This is a genomic window from Paenibacillus sp. BAC0078 (assembly GCF_054483875.1).
The window spans coordinates 252,549-268,717 of record NZ_JBTLRW010000006.1 but is presented as its reverse complement, the minus strand read 5'-3'; the positions used below and the strand labels follow the sequence as shown (position 1 = coordinate 268,717).

Below are 16,169 nucleotides of genomic sequence, written 5' to 3'. Positions count from 1 at the left end.
GCGTGGATGTGCCTATAGTTTTATAATTGGGACTTACAGAATCGTATTACAAGGAGGCCAGAAACTATGGAGAAAAGCAAAAAATATATGCTAGTCGGTGCAGTCCTGACGGCAGCAGGTATTTCTCTAATGACCTATACAGCAAGCCGCTATATTTCATTTAAGAGAGTGGTTTCCAGAATGATCCGTTTGGAAGATATCGCCTCACTTGAAATCACCCGCTTGTCCTCTGTTCCCGGTGAACAAAAGAATATTGTGGTTACTGAGCCGGAGGCTATTAAACAAATATGTGATGATTTCTCTGACATACGTTTAAAGAAATCAGCACGAAATGTAAGCGCAGGCGACAAATACAGCTATTATATTACTATCGTACAAGCTGACCGGAAGCAACGTTTCGATATTATTCTGAAGGACAAACATCATATGATTATTTATGATAATGATATGAGCAATCCGCAGTTACATACTTACAAGATTATGAGCCGATTCTATCCGCAAGCACTGAAACAGGCCTTTGATTGAATGATGGAGGCTCTGCATAAATCACCCTCACAAAAAAAGGAACCCGCAGGTCCCTCGCAAACTTCCATTCAAATATATTTGGTGATCAGCTCATGCCCGGCAGGAGTAACCGTGTACATGTACACCGGTCTGCCCACCGCCCCATAGCTGATCTCCATTTCCAGCACACCGACCTCCGTGAGAAAAGCCAAATATTTGCGCACAGATATCCGCGAAATCGGGGCGTTCGAAGTGATCTCCTCAGTGGAAAACACCTGCTTCTGCAGCTCCCTAATCGTGTTCCATATACTCTCTAGCGTTCCTTCGGTAAGTCCCTTGGGCAGTGTTCCGGTCTTGTCCTCCGCCGGCCCCAGAGAATGCCGCAGCAGCTTGTCGAGCTGCTCCTGGCTCAGATGCTCTCTATGCCTCATCAGAGAGAAATCCTCACGGTATGCCGACAATGCCGCCTGAAAGCGCGCGAACTCGAAGGGTTTGATCAAATAATCGACAGCCCCGTACTGCAGCGCTTTTCGAATACTTCCATTGTCGCTGGCTGCAGAAATCACGATAATGTCAACCATACTTCCCTGCTCACGCAAGGATGAAAGCAGTTGCAGCCCGCTGGTATGCGGCATGTAGATATCAAGCAGAATCAGATCCACTTCAAGCTCCGCAAGCATCCGCGCGGCCTCGTCTCCCGAAGCTGCCCAGCCCGCGAACTCGAAGCCCTGCACCTGCTCCAGATAATGGCGGTTGAGCTTCGCCACCATCGGATCATCTTCAACAATCAGCACCTTAATGTTCATTCATCACATCACCCTTTACAGCATACGGCACATCGGCCAGGAACGTCGTTCCCGGCTTACCGCCGTCTATAATCCGCAGCTTGCCCTGCAGCTTTTCCACGCTTTTGCGTACCAGGTACAAGCCGATCCCCCTCTGTTCTCCCTTGGTGGAGAAGCCTTGAACAAATACCTGCTCCCGCAGCGCTTCCGGAATTCCCGGCCCGCTGTCTCCCACGATGCAGTGCAAACGTCCCCGGTCATAATGAAACGCAAGCTCAATTTCCTTGACGCTCCGCCCTTCAAGCACTTCCATCGCATTATCGAGCAGGTTGCCGGCAATCGTGATCAGCTCATGAATGCTTTGCGGGTCCGCCGATTCCGGCAGGTAGCTGTCCTCCGTCAGCTGCAGCTCAATTCCTGCTTCACGGGCCCGGCTAAGCTTCCCCAGAAGGAATCCCGCCATCACCGGGTCCTTGATCTGTCTCGTAATCGAACCGATCTCCTTCTGGTAGTTGCTGACGGTTCCCGAAATATACTGCTGCAGCTCATCGTACAAGCCCATATGCGTCATGCCCATAATAACATGCAGCTTATTCATGAATTCATGCGCCCCTGCCCGCAGGGCATCGGCGTATACGGAAATACCGGACAGCCGTTCCGCCAGCACGGCAAGCTCAGTTTTGTCCCGGAACGTGGCGATAGCGCCAGCAATCTGGCCGCTCACCCGAATCGGAAGACTGTTCACCAGAAGAGCAATGCCGCTAAGCTCAACATCCTGATCCTGCTTCACTTCACCGGTTGTCAGAACAAGCTCAAGCCCGAGCTCCGGCCAGTAGTCGGCGATATGCCGGTTCATTGCATCCCCGGTGATGCCCGCCCCTTTCAGAAGCCGTTCGGCTTCCACATTGATCATTGTAATCCGTGCCTCATGATCTATCGCAATAATTCCCTCGCGCGTGGACTGCAGCATGGCACTGCGTTCCTCCAGCAGCTTGGAAATATCCGAAGGCTCCATGCCGAACATCATTTTTTTGATTTTCCTCGCCAGAACGACAGCTCCCCCGGCTCCCAGCAGAGCGCCGGACAGCAGAATGGCAATAATCGTCCATTCGTTTTGTCTGACCAGACGATGAACCCGGTCCAGCGAAAGACCGACCACAACTACCCCAATCTGATATCCTTGGCCGCTATATACAGGCACAAAGGCGCGCAGCGACTTGCCAAGCAGGCCCTCGCCTTCAGAAATACTCTCTTCGCCGCGCAGCGCCTCCTTCTGGCCTCCACCAACAAAGGGCTTGCCAATCTTCGAAGCATCGGGATGCGAATAGCGGATACTGTTCATATCAATTACGACTACAAACATAATATCATTGCGGCGGGTGATTTTGGAGGTATAGTCCTGAATCTCCTTGCTGCGCCCTTCACTGAGACCCTCTGACACAAGCGGCATCAATGCAATCGTGCGGGCTATTGTAATCGCCTTATCCTCCAGGGCATGCCTGGTCTGCGGAATAATCTGATTCCGGAAAATAAAGTATAAAACCAGCAGCACCACCAGCACCACGGTGGATACCATCATTGTAACCCTTGTCCTAAGGCCGTATTTCTCTTTCTTCGCCAATCGAAAGTATCCCCCTATTCCGTACACGCTTCAAGATGGATTCCATTTACGGCTTCGCTTCAGCAAACGGCGCAGAACTAGCCAGCTCCCCAGTGGAGCCGTTCCCAGCAGCAGCATCAGCAGTGTGATAACCTGCGTCGAGCTGTTTACGGACAGCACAGCGATGAACACGAACATTCCCAGCAGCCGCCCGCTCATCAAGCTAAGCTCACGCAGAACTACAAGCTCTACCCGTTTGCCAGCGCTTTCTGCCGACAAGCCCATCAAATCGAAGCTGGTCGAAGTCATTGGCAGCATATAGAGTGGAAGGCAAAGCGAGGTCCCTATCCCCATAATCAGCAATGTTCCATAGCTGACCTTCCATAGCAGCGGTACAATGACGGCCACCAGCAGCAGACCTCCGGCCAGCATTCCCGTCAACCGGTATTTAGGCTTGAACCATTTTCCCGCAGCATAGTAGCTGACCAGTGACACAGCCGAAGTAATAAACGCAAATTGTCCGAGCTTGCTCTCCTCTTTGGCCGCAATGTATACCAGAAGTCCGATCAGGAACGAAAACACGCCCTCCCGAAGACCCTGAAACAGCAGTGCCCCCGATGCAAATCTCCACGGACTTCCCGCACGGGACAGCTCTTTCCATGGCTCAAGCCACAGATAAGTTCCCTCGCTCTTGCGTTTCTTCAGCAGAAAGCTAAGCGCCGCTGCCACACTGTAAATGCAGAGGGAGATAATAAATACCACCCGGTAGCCCCGCTCTCCCGGCCACAGAGAAATAAGCCAGCCGGAAACCCACGGCCCGATGATGCCGGTACAGGAGCTCAACAGCCCCATCCAGCCATTAAAAAAATCGCGGTTCTCCGCTTCGGTAATTTCAAAAAACACAATATTGAACGCCAGCCAATAAAACCCGATCGCAAGCCCCAGAGTCAATCCCAGCGGCCAGATATAATGGACGGAGTTCCCGCCTAAGCGCAGCACTAGTAAATAAAAAAAGCCCGAAACGGCAATTCCCAGCCGCAGGGCATTCATCTTATTATGTTCCTTCACCCATTTACCGCCCAGCCAGAAGCTTAACCCGAGAGCCACTTGCTGGGCAACCGCAAACCAGCCGATCATGGCAAAATTCTGGCGGCTTTTCCACAAATACACGTTCAGAAAAGTGCCTGCCAGCATGCTTGCCAGCATATACAGTCCGCCCACAGCAAGCAGCAGCACGGCCTGATTCCGCAATAAACTTTTCATGTGTAACCCTCCTGCCTCCTGAACAATTCTTGCTTTAACATGTCCAGAAAAAAGGGAAACCATGAATCAGCCTTTACTTGGCGCCAGTGCTCAAGTTGCGCACAAGCTGAATGCGGTCTTCCTGCGCCAGACTGTGCTGCACATGGAAGCACGAAGGGCAGACGAAGACATTGAGCGCAAACGGCGGCTTCAGCACAGGTCCGCCCAGCGCTTCCGGCGAAGAAGGCTCGAAGCCGGTTACCTGCTGTTTGCCTGACAGCAGCATAAGCTCATGGCACTGCGGGCATTCCGGCGCCTCTAACTGAGCTGCCAGGATTGATGCTACACTAGCCTCATAACGCTTCAGATCATAGTCGTCACCAAACTGAACCAGTGTATTGAAGATCGGGACCACACTGTCCTTATCTTCGTCATCCCACAGGTTATCATCACTTACAGCCTCATCATCACTCACTTCAGCCACTTCCGGCTCGTCCTCATCCTCCAGGTCATCAATGCCCAGCGTAACCGTGCGGTAGCCGCTAAGCTCATTGTTGCAATGGGGACAGGTATCCTCCGGGCCGAACTCCTCGTCCCATACAATCTCCGTATGACACCAAGGGCAAACTGTTGTTTCCATCTGAAATATCTCCTTCTTACCTCACATTTGAATTCAGTTGATTATTAGATAAAGAATACCGGCGGCTAAAAAAGCAAGGGCAGAAAAGAAGAGAACCCGAACCAAAATCTTCATATCGCTCTACCCCCGCTTTAGAAAATAGCAGCACCAATCACATAGGACAGGGATATGGAGATCAGCATGGCAGTCAAGCCAACAGCCCTGTTGTCCGCAGCAATTTCATCATCAATGGAGAACACAGGGGTCAGAAACTCAAATAGGAAGTAGGCCAAAATCAGCAGCAGAAATCCGACAACCGCCCATTTCATCGTGTCGTAGATCGACGCTCCCGAATCAATGCTGAAGCGCAGAATGTTGCAGATGCCGAAGATTTTGCCGCCGGTCGCCATAGCTACCGCCACATTTCCTTTACGGATTTCTTCCCAGCAATTATATTTGGTCACCATCTCAAAGAAGGACAGAAACACCACCAGGCCAAGTATCGCCACAGCGAAGTAGCCAAGCAGCGCACCCAGCGGATGGTCCAGCAAAAGATCAATATTTTCTTGCATGCTCCCCCTCTTTCTGCCGGACTCCAGCCGCTATTGCAGTTCAGCCACGGTTACGCCCGCGCCGCCTTCATTATAATTCCCGAGCCGGTAGCTCTTTACATGCTTGTGCTTGCGCAGGTATTCCTGAATGCCTGTGCGCAGCACTCCGGTTCCCTTGCCATGAATAATCGAAATTTGTCCCAGATTGCCTAGAAAAGCCTCGTCAATAAAACGGTCTGTCTCCATAATCGCCTCTTCCAGGTTCGCGCCCCGCAGGTCCAGCTCACTGCGGATGTTCTCATCGCGGGTACGTTTAACCGTCGTTGCACGGCGAAGGGACGGCGGCGGGGAATCGGGGGCTGAGGCCAGAAATTCCAAGTCCTCAAGATTAACCTTCATCTTCATAATGCCGAACTGAACAATGGCTTCCTTAGGACCGCTTAGCTCCACAACAAAACCCTTTTGATTCACATTCTGCACTTTTACTTCATCACCGGGCTGAATCTTCCGCGGAGCCTTAACGCTGCTGCGGGAGGCCGTCTTCTTGCGCGGGGCCGGTTCCGCTTCATCAAGGCGGCGGCGGGCTTCAATCAGTTTGTGCTCCTTGACCGAAGCCCCTTCCTCCATCGCCAGGCGGCGCAAATCGCTGATGATCGCCTCGGCTTCCTTACGCGCTTTGTCGAGGATGGCGCTGGCATCCTTCTCCGCCTTCTCCAGCCGCTTGTCGCGCTGGCTCTCCAGCTTCTCCAGCTCCTGCTGCTGCCGCTTGCGGAATTCCTCCGCTTCACGGCGGATCACTTCGGCGCGTTCACGTTCGTTCTCCGCTCCAAGACGGTTCTCTTCCAGGGAGGCAATCATATGCTCCACGCGCAGGTCTTCTTCTTTGACCTCGCCGCGGGCATGCTCCAGAATGGCGTTCGGCAGACCGAGACGTTCGGCAATTGCGAATGCGTTGCTTCGTCCGGGCACACCAATAAGCAGACGGTAGGTGGGGCTAAGACTCTGCACATCAAATTCCATACTGGCATTGATAACGCCCTTGCGTTCGTAAGCATAGGCTTTCAGCTCGCTGTAGTGCGTGGTCGCCACCATCCGGCACTCGGTCCGGTGAATATGCTCAAGTATGGCAATCGCCAGAGCCGAGCCTTCGGCCGGGTCGGTTCCCGCGCCTACCTCATCCAGAAGAATCAGGCTCTTCGGAGTCATTCTCCGCAGGATGGAAATAATATTGGTCATATGGCTGGAGAAGGTACTGAGGCTCTGCTCAATGCTCTGCTCGTCGCCAATGTCGGCATAAATCGCATCGAACACGCACATCTGGCTGCCTTCCTCAGCCGGGATAAACAATCCCGACATCGACATCAGGCTGAGAAGACCAATCGTCTTCAGCGTAACGGTCTTACCGCCAGTATTCGGTCCGGTCACGATGATGGAGCTGTACTGATTGCCTAGCTCCACATCAAGCGGAACTACCTGCTCCGCAGGGATTAGCGGATGCCGCCCCTTGCGCAGCTTGAGATAACCACGGTCATTCATCCGCGGCTGAATCGCCTTCATGTCGCGGGCCAGCCGCGCTTTGGCGAAGATGAAATCAAGCTCGCCCAGAATATCCACGTCATAGGCCATTTCCTCGGCAATATCGCCGACAAGCGCCGTCAGACGATGCAGGATGATCTCAATCTCGCGTTCCTCGCGCAGCCGTGTCTCACGCAGCTTGTTGTTCATCGCCACAATGGATTCCGGCTCAATGAACAGCGTCGCCCCGGAGCCGGACTGGTCATGCACAATCCCGCCGAAATGGGCGCGGTATTCTGCCTTAACCGGAATAACAAACCGGTCGCCGCGAATCGTCACAAGCTGGTCCTGCAGCATTTTGGCTACAGAGGAAGAACGGATCATGGAATCCAGCTTCTCACGGATTCGGGCCTCGCCTCCGCGCAGCTCGCGGCGGATTGTGGCAAGCTCGGGGCTTGCGGTGTCCAGCACCTCTGCATTCTCGTCGATGCAGGCACGGATGGCGTCCTCCACATGCTTCTGCTCCGACAGCAGATCGCTCTGTGCGAACAGGAACGGGATCGGCGTATCCTCATGCATCGCCGCCAGGAAACGCTTGACTCTGCGCGCACCGCCGATGGTGTTGCCCACGGAGAGCAGCTCGCCTGTGTTCAGCATCCCTCCAATGGAAGCACGCTTCAGCGCCATCTTGATATCCGTCACGCCGCCAAAGGAAGGGATTCCCTTCAGCCGGTCAACATTTGCCGCTTCGTCCGTAGCCTGCAGCAGCAGCTTCACGCCTTCAAAATCGCCAGAGGGTCTGAGGGCTTCCGCAAGCACTCGTCCCATTGGGGTCTGCGTATATTGCATCAATTTATTTAAAATCTTGCGATATTCAAGCGTATGCAAAATTTTGTCGTCCAATTACAGTCACAGCTCCCTTCATAGATGGTTCCATTATACCTAATTCAGCCCATTTTCGCTATTTGGGTATGTTTCAGGCATAGAAAAAAGGATTCGGGTCACAATAAGAACTGCACATATCCTTACGCACACGCCAAAGGAGGTTAGACTAAAGTGAGATTTTTAGGTCATGTGGTCCGTTTTGTGGTTGCAGCGATTGTTCTGCTTGTTGTCGGCTGGATTGTCCCGCAGTTCTCAATTGGCGGCTTCTGGAGCGCTCTTATTCTGGCTCTGGTTATCGCGCTGGTCGGATGGGTCGTTGAAGGCATCTTTGGCAAAAAAGTAACGCCCTTCGGCCGCGGCATCGTCGGTTTTCTGGTCAGCGCGCTGGTCATCTGGATCGCCCAGTTCATCGTGAGCGGTGTCAGTGTCTCCATCCTGGGAGCTCTGCTGGCAGCTCTGGTCATTGGGATTATCGACCTGTTCCTGCCGGTATCCACTCCGTTTGAAGCAGCAAAATAATTTCACTGCGGTTGCAGACACGAAACCCCCTACTCCGAATTATAGCGGAAACAGGGGGTTTATTGTATTTACTTATGCAAATGAACGGACATTATCATCTCCGAACGTGGTGGAAGCAGTCACTACGGTGTTTTTGCCGCTCCGCTTGGCGGTGTACAGCGCGTGGTCCGTTTTGCGGAACAGCATTTCCTTGCCGTAGCCGTGCTGGTAATCGCATAACCCGATGCTTACCGTAATGGGCTTGCCGCCGGCATAGGGATGCTCCATGGCTGAAATGGACAGCCGAAGCTGTTCAGCAGCCGAGTAAGCCTCATGAAAGCTTTTATCCGTAAAAATAACCGCGAATTCTTCCCCGCCATACCTGGCCGCAAAATCATTCAGACCAATCATGCCTCCAACCTTGGCTGCAACCTCCTTCAGCACCAGGTCACCTACCCAATGGCCGTACGTATCATTTACACGCTTGAAATTATCAATATCGAACAGCGCCAGCTGCAGCCGCAGGCCATTGCTCTCACATTGCTCCAGCAGCGAATCCAAATATTCATGAAAGGTCTTGTGGTTATACAGCCCGGTCAGCGCATCAATCTTCAGCAGCTTGTCGGAAATCGCCCGCTCGACCATAAGCTCCTGCTCCGATTTGGTGAGCTGCTCCAAATGCTCGCGGACTTCACGGCCCCGCCTAATTACTGCCCGCGCCATAACAACAAAGACAACAAATACGCACTCGACCATCAAAAACTCCAGCAGCGGCTTGTTCAGCAGTATCCGTTCCAGACCGAAATAAATTCCGCCGTAGAACACCAGACTGAAGGCGCCAAGGTAGCCCAGCAGCCTCTGATCATAATAGATAAGTGAAATCATAATCGGCATCATAAGAGTCATCTGGGCACCGTCAACAAACGGCTCCAGCACAAAATACATCAGGTAAGAAACAATAAACCCGCTGACTACAACGGCCTGCTTATGATATTGACTGGTGGAACGAAGCCACATTTCGGCTGTCGTCATCGCAACTACAATCATGATGTTGCAGCCAATAAACAAGTGTCCTTTGCTGGGAATAAGGCTGGCCTTGGCTTCAGGAGAATGATCCGACAGGACGAAAAGAAGCTGGGCCGCCAGCATAAAAAAAACGATGATCCAGTAACCAGTCAATATTTTACGGTGCCATTTATCCGAATTCAGCGAGTCATTTGTTATAATAATGCGGATCCCCTACTTCTCAACCGATAATATAATAGTACTAATTATAATGAATTTTAATGTTTTTTGCATCATATTTTTGCAATTTTCGACAAAGTTTGGAGTGAATTTTACAATCACCTCTCGTTCACTCATTTCACTACCCGGAAATGATCCACCTGTTTCTTGCTAAGTTTTGATTTTACCACTACTAGGCGGAATGAATCCACTATTGAAAAACCTAGTCCTTCTTCCAAAGCACAAGGCTGGCCCCAGACAGTTATCGCTGCCTGGGGCCAGCCTTGTGCTTTCGTCCGTCATTCAACTGTCCTGTTCGATCAGTTGAATCCATTCATTATATTCACTCTGCAGCTTGGCATATTCCGCCTGAAGGCTGCGATGCTCCTGGGACAGCTTGTCCAGCTCCCCTTGCTGCAGTTCAAACTGCGCCTGCACCAGCCGCAGTTGGCCCCGCGCCAGCTCGTAGCTCTCGCCGATTTCTGCAAGCTGCTCCCGCACCTCGCTGTGCTCGCGGGTCAATGTGTCGGCGTCGGCTTCGGCCTTGACGGCTTCCTGCTGCCAGACCTCGATTTCCTCGCGCAGTTGCGCTTCTGTATCGCTCCACTCTCGCTGGAGCTGCTGCAGCTCCTGGGCCTTGTTCTTCCAGGACGCTTCAACCTCGCGTGTCTCACGGAGCGCTTCCTGCTGCTCCGCCGCAGCGGCGGCCGCTTCACGGCCAGCCTCGTACAGCTCTTCCAGACGCCGTGCGGCTTCTTCGCCTTCGGCCTCCAGAAGCTCATATCTTTCCTTCAGCTGCTCGCCTTCCTGCAGCACCTCGTCATACTGCGCGATAAGCTCCTCGTAACGCCCGCGCAGCGCCGCAAGCTCCTTGCGGGAGGCTTCCGCCTCTTCGCGCTGCCGCTGGCTCTCGAGCTCCGCTTCAGCCCGCAAGCCGGCCTCGCGGTCAAGCTGCTGCACCATTCCGTCCGCCTGGCCGCGCAGCGTCTCAATCTCGCGCTGCAGCGAATAGGATTGCTCTTCGGCTTCCAGCAGCTTCGTCTCCAGCTCGCCGATATCTTCCATGTGCTTGCTCGCGAGCTCCTGCCAGTTCGCCGCTTCCTCTGCCGACTGGGCAAGCTCACTCTGCACCGCGGCCAGGCTGCCCTTGGTTTCCTGCAGCGACTTCCGGAGCGCATCAGCTTCCTCCTGCGTCAGCTCATAGCGCTGGCGCAGCCCTTCCAGTTCGTCACTGAGCAGCGCTCCCAGCTCGCTGGCAGATTGAAGCTCTTCCTGCACACGGGTCAGGCTGCCCTTCGTGGCCTGAAGCGAATCACTCAGCGCAGACGATTCTTTCTGCGCCTGCTCATAACGCTGGCGCAACCCCTCCAGCTCCTCCGTCACCTTCGTTCCCTGCTCCGCAGCAGAACGAAGCTCTTCCGTGAGCTGCTCCTCACGCTTCAGTACCGCTTCGTACTGCGCGAGCAGCGTCAGGCGGGCATCCCGCTCGCCCTTAAGTCCGGCTTCGGCCGCACGCAGCCTGGACTGCAACTGCCCCGTTCCGCCGCGCAGCTCGCCAAGCTGCTTCTCCATTTCCTGAAGCTGCTGCTTATGCCGGTGCTCCTGCGTACCCAGCGATTGCCGCAGCTCCTTGTTCTTCGCCTGCTCTTTTTGCAGCGTCTCGCGCCCCTCAGTCAGCTCCTTCTCAAGCTGGGACTTCGTATCCGTCAGCTCCTTGCCGAGCACAGAGCGGACCTCGGCCAGCTCGCCTCCCAGCGATTCCCGGGTTTCCGACAGCTCCTGCTCCAGCCGGGACAACGCTTCCGCCTTCTCCTTGGCGAGTGTCTCACGGAGAGCTGCCAGCTCCTGCTGATGGGCCGCCTTCAGCTCTTCAAGCTCCTTCACTCTTGCAGCCTCAGCACTTTGCAGCGCCTGCTGATGGCTCTCACGCGCAGCGTTCTGCTCCTGCTCGCTGGTCTCCCGCAGCAATTGCAGCTCCGCCTCACGCGCCTTCAGTTCTCCGGCAAGCTGCTCACGGGCAGCCGCCGCTGCCTGCTCTGCCTCCAGCAGTGCCTCGGCGCGAAGCTTGCGTTCTTGCTCCTGAATCTCCAGATGGAGCCTGCGCTCCTCTTCAGCGGCGGCAATCAGCCGCGCCGCTTCTTCCTTGGCTGCTGCCTCCAGCCGCTCATATTCTTCCTGCCGCTCCCGCTGCACCTCCAGGAGGCGTGATACCTCCACGCGCAGCTCTGTGCGCTCTCCGGTGAGCATATTCAGCTCATTTTTAAAATCCTGGACCTGAATGGCCTGCTCCGCCATATGTACGGCTGCAAGCACCGCGATCCGGGGTGTGTCCAGTCTGGAATGGGATTTGGATATTGCACGCATGTGCTCGTCAACATAACGGGCGACCTGCTTCATATATTCAGTGCTGCTTCCAACAAGTTTATAGGAAGTTCCGTATATCTCCACGGCGACACGGGTCCGGTCCATAGCCACAGTTGTGCCCTCCTTTGTATGTGTGCGGATTCTAGTTGGTTCCCTGCTCCTATTGTAGCGTTATTTTTTGCGTTTTGCCAAAAAGCGTCTTCTTTTGAGTCCATTCTGCCGCTATCCGCCGCACCATAGGGCGATGAAAAAAAAGCCGCAGCAGAATCCGTTTCTAAATGGATTCGCTGCGGCTTTGTACAATTCCTGCTACTTTCTCAATTCTGCGCCAAAAGTTTGCTGAAGTGCGGAAACGACCTTATCGTGCACCTCTACAACTTCCTCGTCGGTCAGCGTGTGGTCCGTATGACGGTATAACAGCGAGATGGCTACGCTCTTTTTGCCGCTCTCCATCTTGCCGCCTGTATACACGTCGAACACCTGTACATTCTGCAGCAAAGTGCCGCCGTTCTCACGGATGGAAGCCAGCAGATGACCGGCAGGCACAGCGGAATCCACGACAACCGCAATATCCCGTTCCATTCCCGGGAAGCGCTGCAGTTCGGTGTACTGCAGGTTGCTGCGGGCAGCATTATAGAGCGGCTGCAGCAGCAGTTCGGCTACATAAGTATCCTCAAGATCAAGATCCCGCTGCAGCTCAGGATGAAGCTGGCCCATAGTTCCAAGCTTCACGCGGCCCTCTTCGCCCAGCAAATATACAGAAGCAGAACGGCCCGGATGGTAATTCTCCGGCGCATCACCTTCATAGACTATGCTATCCGTAAGGCCCAGATAGGCAAATACAGTCTCAAGCGCACCCTTCAGGTCGAAGAAATCCACCGACTGTTCAGCCACATTCCACTGCTTGGACGCGCGGCTTCCGCTAAGCAGCAGACCCAGCACCGGCAATTCGCGCGGCTGGCGGGTAAGCTGCTCTTCTTCCGTGAAGAACACATTGCCGACTTCGAACAGCGCCAGATCGCTTTGGCGGCGGTTCGTGTTATAGCGGGCAATATCCAGCAGCTGAGGAATAAGGGTATTGCGGAGCACGCTGCGCTCCTCGCTCATCGGCATCGCCAGCTTCACGGCAAGACTGCCTTCGGCAAGCGCCGGGAACAGCTTGCTTTGCTCCGGCTGGATGAAGGAATACCCCATAACCTCCTGGTAGCCTCCATGCGCCAGCAGACGCCGCAGCTCGCGGCGGAGGGCTTGCTGTCTTGTCAACGCTCCCGGAGTGGTGACACCCTCGATCAGTGTGGTCGGGATGTTGTCGTATCCGTACAAACGGGCGACTTCTTCAATCAGGTCGACATCATAGCTGATATCGCCGCGTCTGGTCGGCACCTGTACCTCGATAAGACCTTGTGCGGCATCTCCGCACTTGAAGTGCAGACGGCTGAACAGGGTTTTCACTTCCAGCAGGGAGAGATCCGTGCCCAGATAACGGTTCAGCTTCTCCAGGGACAAGGTCAGTACCTTCTCCTTAGCAGCTCCGCTGCCTGCTTCCACAATCCCTTCGTGCACCGTGCCTCCGGCATACTGTGCAATCAGGGCTGCCGCACGGTTCAACGCCGGAATTACGGAATTCGGATCGACCTCCTTCTCGAAGCGCAGGGACGCTTCGGAGCGCAGACCCAGTTGCCGCGAGGTTTTGCGGACCGTTCCTCCGTCGAATTTGGCAGATTCCAATACAATATTCACGGTTTCCCCGGTTACTTCGGTATCCAGTCCGCCCATCACACCTGCGAGCGCAACGGCTTTTGCTCCATCGGCAATGACCAGCATTTGCGGCTCAAGCTTCCGCTCTTGACCGTCAAGCGTGGTCAGCAGCTCGCCTTCCCGTGCAAAACGCACACCCAGCGTACCGCCTTCCACTTTATCGCCGTCAAAGGCGTGCAGCGGCTGTCCGTATTCCAGCATCACGTAGTTGGTAATGTCAACGATGTTGCTGATCGGGCGGATGCCCGCCGCCATCAGACGGTTCTGAATCCAGAGCGGGGATGGAGCAGGCTTCACTCCGGCAATGTAACGCACCGCATAATGCTTGCAGTATTCTTCGTTCTCAATCTTGACGGAGATGGAGTCTGCGGCTGAACCGCCCGTCTCCACAATATCTGCCGCCGGATTCGGCAGCTCCAGCTCACGGCCGAGAATCGCGCTGACTTCATAAGCGGCCCCGATCATGCTGAGACAGTCGGAACGGTTCGGCGTCAGATCGAAGTCAAGGACCTCATCATTGAGGCCCAGCACCTCCAGGATGCTTTGGCCGATTTCAGTGTTCTCGGGCAGAACAAGGATGCCCTCCTGCAGTTCCTTCGGCAGCAGCTTGTCGTTCAGTCCCAGCTCTTTGGCTGAGCAGATCATACCCTGCGACAATACACCGCGCAGCTTGGCTTTCTTGATCTCCAGACCCGGCAGCTTTGCGCCTACCAGGGCTACAGGAACCTTCTGACCTGCCGCCACATTTTTGGCTCCGCAGACAATCTGCAGATCCTCGTCTTGGCCGGCGTCAACGATGCAGACATTGAGCTTATCTGCGTCAGGATGTTTTTCTTTCGATTTCACGTAGCCGACGACAATCCCGGAAAGCCCCTTATTGCGGCGCTCCACACTGTCGATCTCGATGCCGGCGGTTGTGATTTTGTCTGCCAGCTCTTCTGCGGCCACGCCCTCAAGCGATATATAGTCAGAGAGCCAGGAGGTTGATACTTTCATGTTCGCACACTTCCTTTTGTTTCAGATGTATTTATCTACGTGCCGGGTTTGCTTGCTGCGCGGAGAGGAGAGCGTAATGACTTGGCCCTTCGACTCCTTCTTCTAAAATTCCTATTAAATGCAGTCACTGCGATAAACATTTGGACTTCCGATCGCTGTTATCCTCAGATTTCCTGATTTGAACCGCTACTCGCGGTAGAAATCCGAGGATAAAGGCGAACGCTGACGCTTCTCCAGTTCCAAATTTTCTCTCCGTTCCTTTTTTAATAGTCTTTTTCATGAATCTGAAATCGGAAGCCAAATCAACTGCGCCTCCTAAATCCCGCCCAGCCCGCAGCCCGCCAAAAATCTAAATCCCCTTGAACTGCTTCACAAAAGCCATATCATTCGTGTAGAAATGGCGGATATCGTCGATGCCGTATTTCAGCATCGCAATCCGCTCAGCGCCCATGCCGAACGCGAAGCCGCTGTATTCGGCAGGATCATAGCCGCCCATTTCAAGCACGTTCGGATGAACCATGCCTGCGCCGAGGATTTCCAGCCAGCCGCTCTGCTTGCACAGACGGCAGCCGTCGCCGCCGCATTTGAAGCAGCTCACGTCCACCTCGACGCTCGGTTCAGTGAACGGGAAGAAGCTTGGACGCAGGCGGATGCCTGTCTTCGGTCCGAACATTTCCTTGACGAACTGCTGCAGCGTGCCCTTCAGATCGCTCATGCGGATATTGCGTCCAATCACCAGACCTTCAATCTGATGGAATTGGAACGAGTGGGTCGCATCGTCGTCATCGCGGCGGAATACCTTGCCCGGGCAGATGATTTTAACCGGTGTTTCGCCCTCCATCGCCTGCATGGTGCGGATCTGCACCGGAGAGGTCTGCGTGCGCATCAGGATATCCTCCGTTATATAGAAGGAATCTTGCATATCGCGGGCCGGATGGTTCTTCGGCAGATTGAGCGCTTCGAAGTTATAGTAATCCGTTTCGACTTCAGGACCTTCCGTCACCCGGTAGCCCATGCCGATAAAAATATCCTCAATCTCCTGCACGACCCGGCTCAGAGGGTGAATCCCGCCTTGCGGCAGACTGCGGCCCGGCAGGGTTACGTCTACTTTTTCCGCGTTCAGGCGGTTCAGCGTCTCCTGCTGCTGGAATACCTCCTGCTTCGCACCGATAATCTCCTCAATAGCGCTCCGCACCAGATTCGCCACCTGGCCGATCACCGGGCGCTCCTCTGCACTGAGTCCGCCCATTCCGCGCAGAACCTCTGTAAGCTCGCCTTTTTTACCCAAGTACTTTACACGCAAATCATTCAGAACCTGCGGATCGCTAACCTCCTGCAGCTTCGCCAACGCTTCGACCTTCAATGCTTCAAGCTTTTCTTTCATGGCCGTGTACTGCCCCCTTATCATGTCATTTGCAACAAAAAAAGGCCTTTCCTCCCGGTAAGGGACGAAAAGACCGTGGTACCACCCTTGTTAGACAAGCCCTGTGCCACATCCCTTAAGAGTATTATTTCCCTTATGGCATGACTAAGACCCGTCTCACTTTAACAGAAATAACGGTCTGCGGCCGGTTTCCCCTACGCGCCCCTTCAAGGAAGCCTTGAACGAACTTCAGGGAACTGCTCCG

At 54.2% G+C, this 16,169-nt stretch carries 12 protein-coding genes; 2 read left to right on the top strand and 10 right to left on the bottom strand.

What is annotated here, in order from left to right:
- Window positions 1-66 precede the first annotated feature (66 nt).
- Complete coding sequence (locus ACX1DY_RS14130) at window positions 67-525, top strand: hypothetical protein (protein ID WP_458964830.1); 459 nt, start codon at window positions 67-69, stop codon at window positions 523-525.
- A 68-nt stretch (window positions 526-593) separates the two neighbouring features.
- Here ACX1DY_RS14130 and ACX1DY_RS14125 read toward each other — a convergent pair whose 3' ends face one another.
- The 6 genes from ACX1DY_RS14125 to ACX1DY_RS14100 all read right to left on the bottom strand — a co-directional run bounded on the left by ACX1DY_RS14125 (window position 594) and on the right by ACX1DY_RS14100 (window position 7,719).
- Window positions 594-1,310: a response regulator gene (locus tag ACX1DY_RS14125; protein ID WP_458964829.1), complete on the bottom strand. Its 717-nt coding sequence runs from the start codon at window positions 1,308-1,310 to the stop codon at window positions 594-596.
- Entirely contained in the window at window positions 1,300-2,910 is a 1,611-nt protein-coding gene (dcuS, locus tag ACX1DY_RS14120; RefSeq protein ID WP_458964828.1) for a DcuS/MalK family sensor histidine kinase, read from the bottom strand. Before dcuS ends, ACX1DY_RS14125 begins: the two co-directional genes overlap by 11 nt.
- A gap of 30 nt (window positions 2,911-2,940) precedes the next feature.
- Window positions 2,941-4,152 carry an MFS transporter gene (locus tag ACX1DY_RS14115; RefSeq protein WP_458964827.1) on the bottom strand — a complete coding sequence of 404 codons (1,212 nt, stop codon included), beginning with the start codon at window positions 4,150-4,152 and terminating at the stop codon, window positions 2,941-2,943.
- A gap of 73 nt (window positions 4,153-4,225) precedes the next feature.
- Window positions 4,226-4,771 carry a hypothetical protein gene (locus ACX1DY_RS14110; RefSeq protein ID WP_458964826.1) on the bottom strand — a complete coding sequence of 182 codons (546 nt, stop codon included), beginning with the start codon at window positions 4,769-4,771 and terminating at the stop codon, window positions 4,226-4,228.
- 131 nt (window positions 4,772-4,902) lie between these two features.
- Window positions 4,903-5,322 carry a DUF350 domain-containing protein gene (locus tag ACX1DY_RS14105; protein WP_019912342.1) on the bottom strand — a complete coding sequence of 140 codons (420 nt, stop codon included), beginning with the start codon at window positions 5,320-5,322 and terminating at the stop codon, window positions 4,903-4,905.
- A 30-nt stretch (window positions 5,323-5,352) separates the two neighbouring features.
- Window positions 5,353-7,719, bottom strand: a complete 2,367-nt coding sequence (locus ACX1DY_RS14100; protein ID WP_458964825.1) for an endonuclease MutS2 — start codon at window positions 7,717-7,719, stop codon at window positions 5,353-5,355.
- 153 nt (window positions 7,720-7,872) lie between these two features.
- Between ACX1DY_RS14100 and ACX1DY_RS14095 the strand changes: the two genes are divergently transcribed.
- The gene (locus ACX1DY_RS14095) at window positions 7,873-8,220 is read left to right on the top strand and encodes a phage holin family protein (protein ID WP_458964824.1); all 348 of its coding nucleotides are present in this window, start codon (window positions 7,873-7,875) and stop codon (window positions 8,218-8,220) included.
- Window positions 8,221-8,292: 72 nt separating this feature from the next.
- Here the strand turns inward: ACX1DY_RS14095 and ACX1DY_RS14090 are convergent, their stop codons facing one another.
- The 4 genes from ACX1DY_RS14090 to pheS form a co-directional block, all read right to left on the bottom strand.
- Window positions 8,293-9,378 carry a GGDEF domain-containing protein gene (locus tag ACX1DY_RS14090; protein ID WP_458964823.1) on the bottom strand — a complete coding sequence of 362 codons (1,086 nt, stop codon included), beginning with the start codon at window positions 9,376-9,378 and terminating at the stop codon, window positions 8,293-8,295.
- 348 nt (window positions 9,379-9,726) lie between these two features.
- Window positions 9,727-11,892, bottom strand: a complete 2,166-nt coding sequence (locus ACX1DY_RS14085) for a hypothetical protein (RefSeq protein ID WP_458964901.1) — start codon at window positions 11,890-11,892, stop codon at window positions 9,727-9,729.
- A 204-nt stretch (window positions 11,893-12,096) separates the two neighbouring features.
- Window positions 12,097-14,541, bottom strand: coding sequence for a phenylalanine--tRNA ligase subunit beta (gene pheT, locus ACX1DY_RS14080; RefSeq protein ID WP_458964822.1), 2,445 nt, complete (start codon window positions 14,539-14,541; stop codon window positions 12,097-12,099).
- Window positions 14,542-14,890: 349 nt separating this feature from the next.
- On the bottom strand, window positions 14,891-15,925 hold the full coding sequence (gene pheS / locus ACX1DY_RS14075) for a phenylalanine--tRNA ligase subunit alpha (RefSeq protein ID WP_458964821.1): 1,035 nt from the start codon (window positions 15,923-15,925) through the stop codon (window positions 14,891-14,893).
- Between the last annotated feature and the right edge of the window lie 244 nt (window positions 15,926-16,169).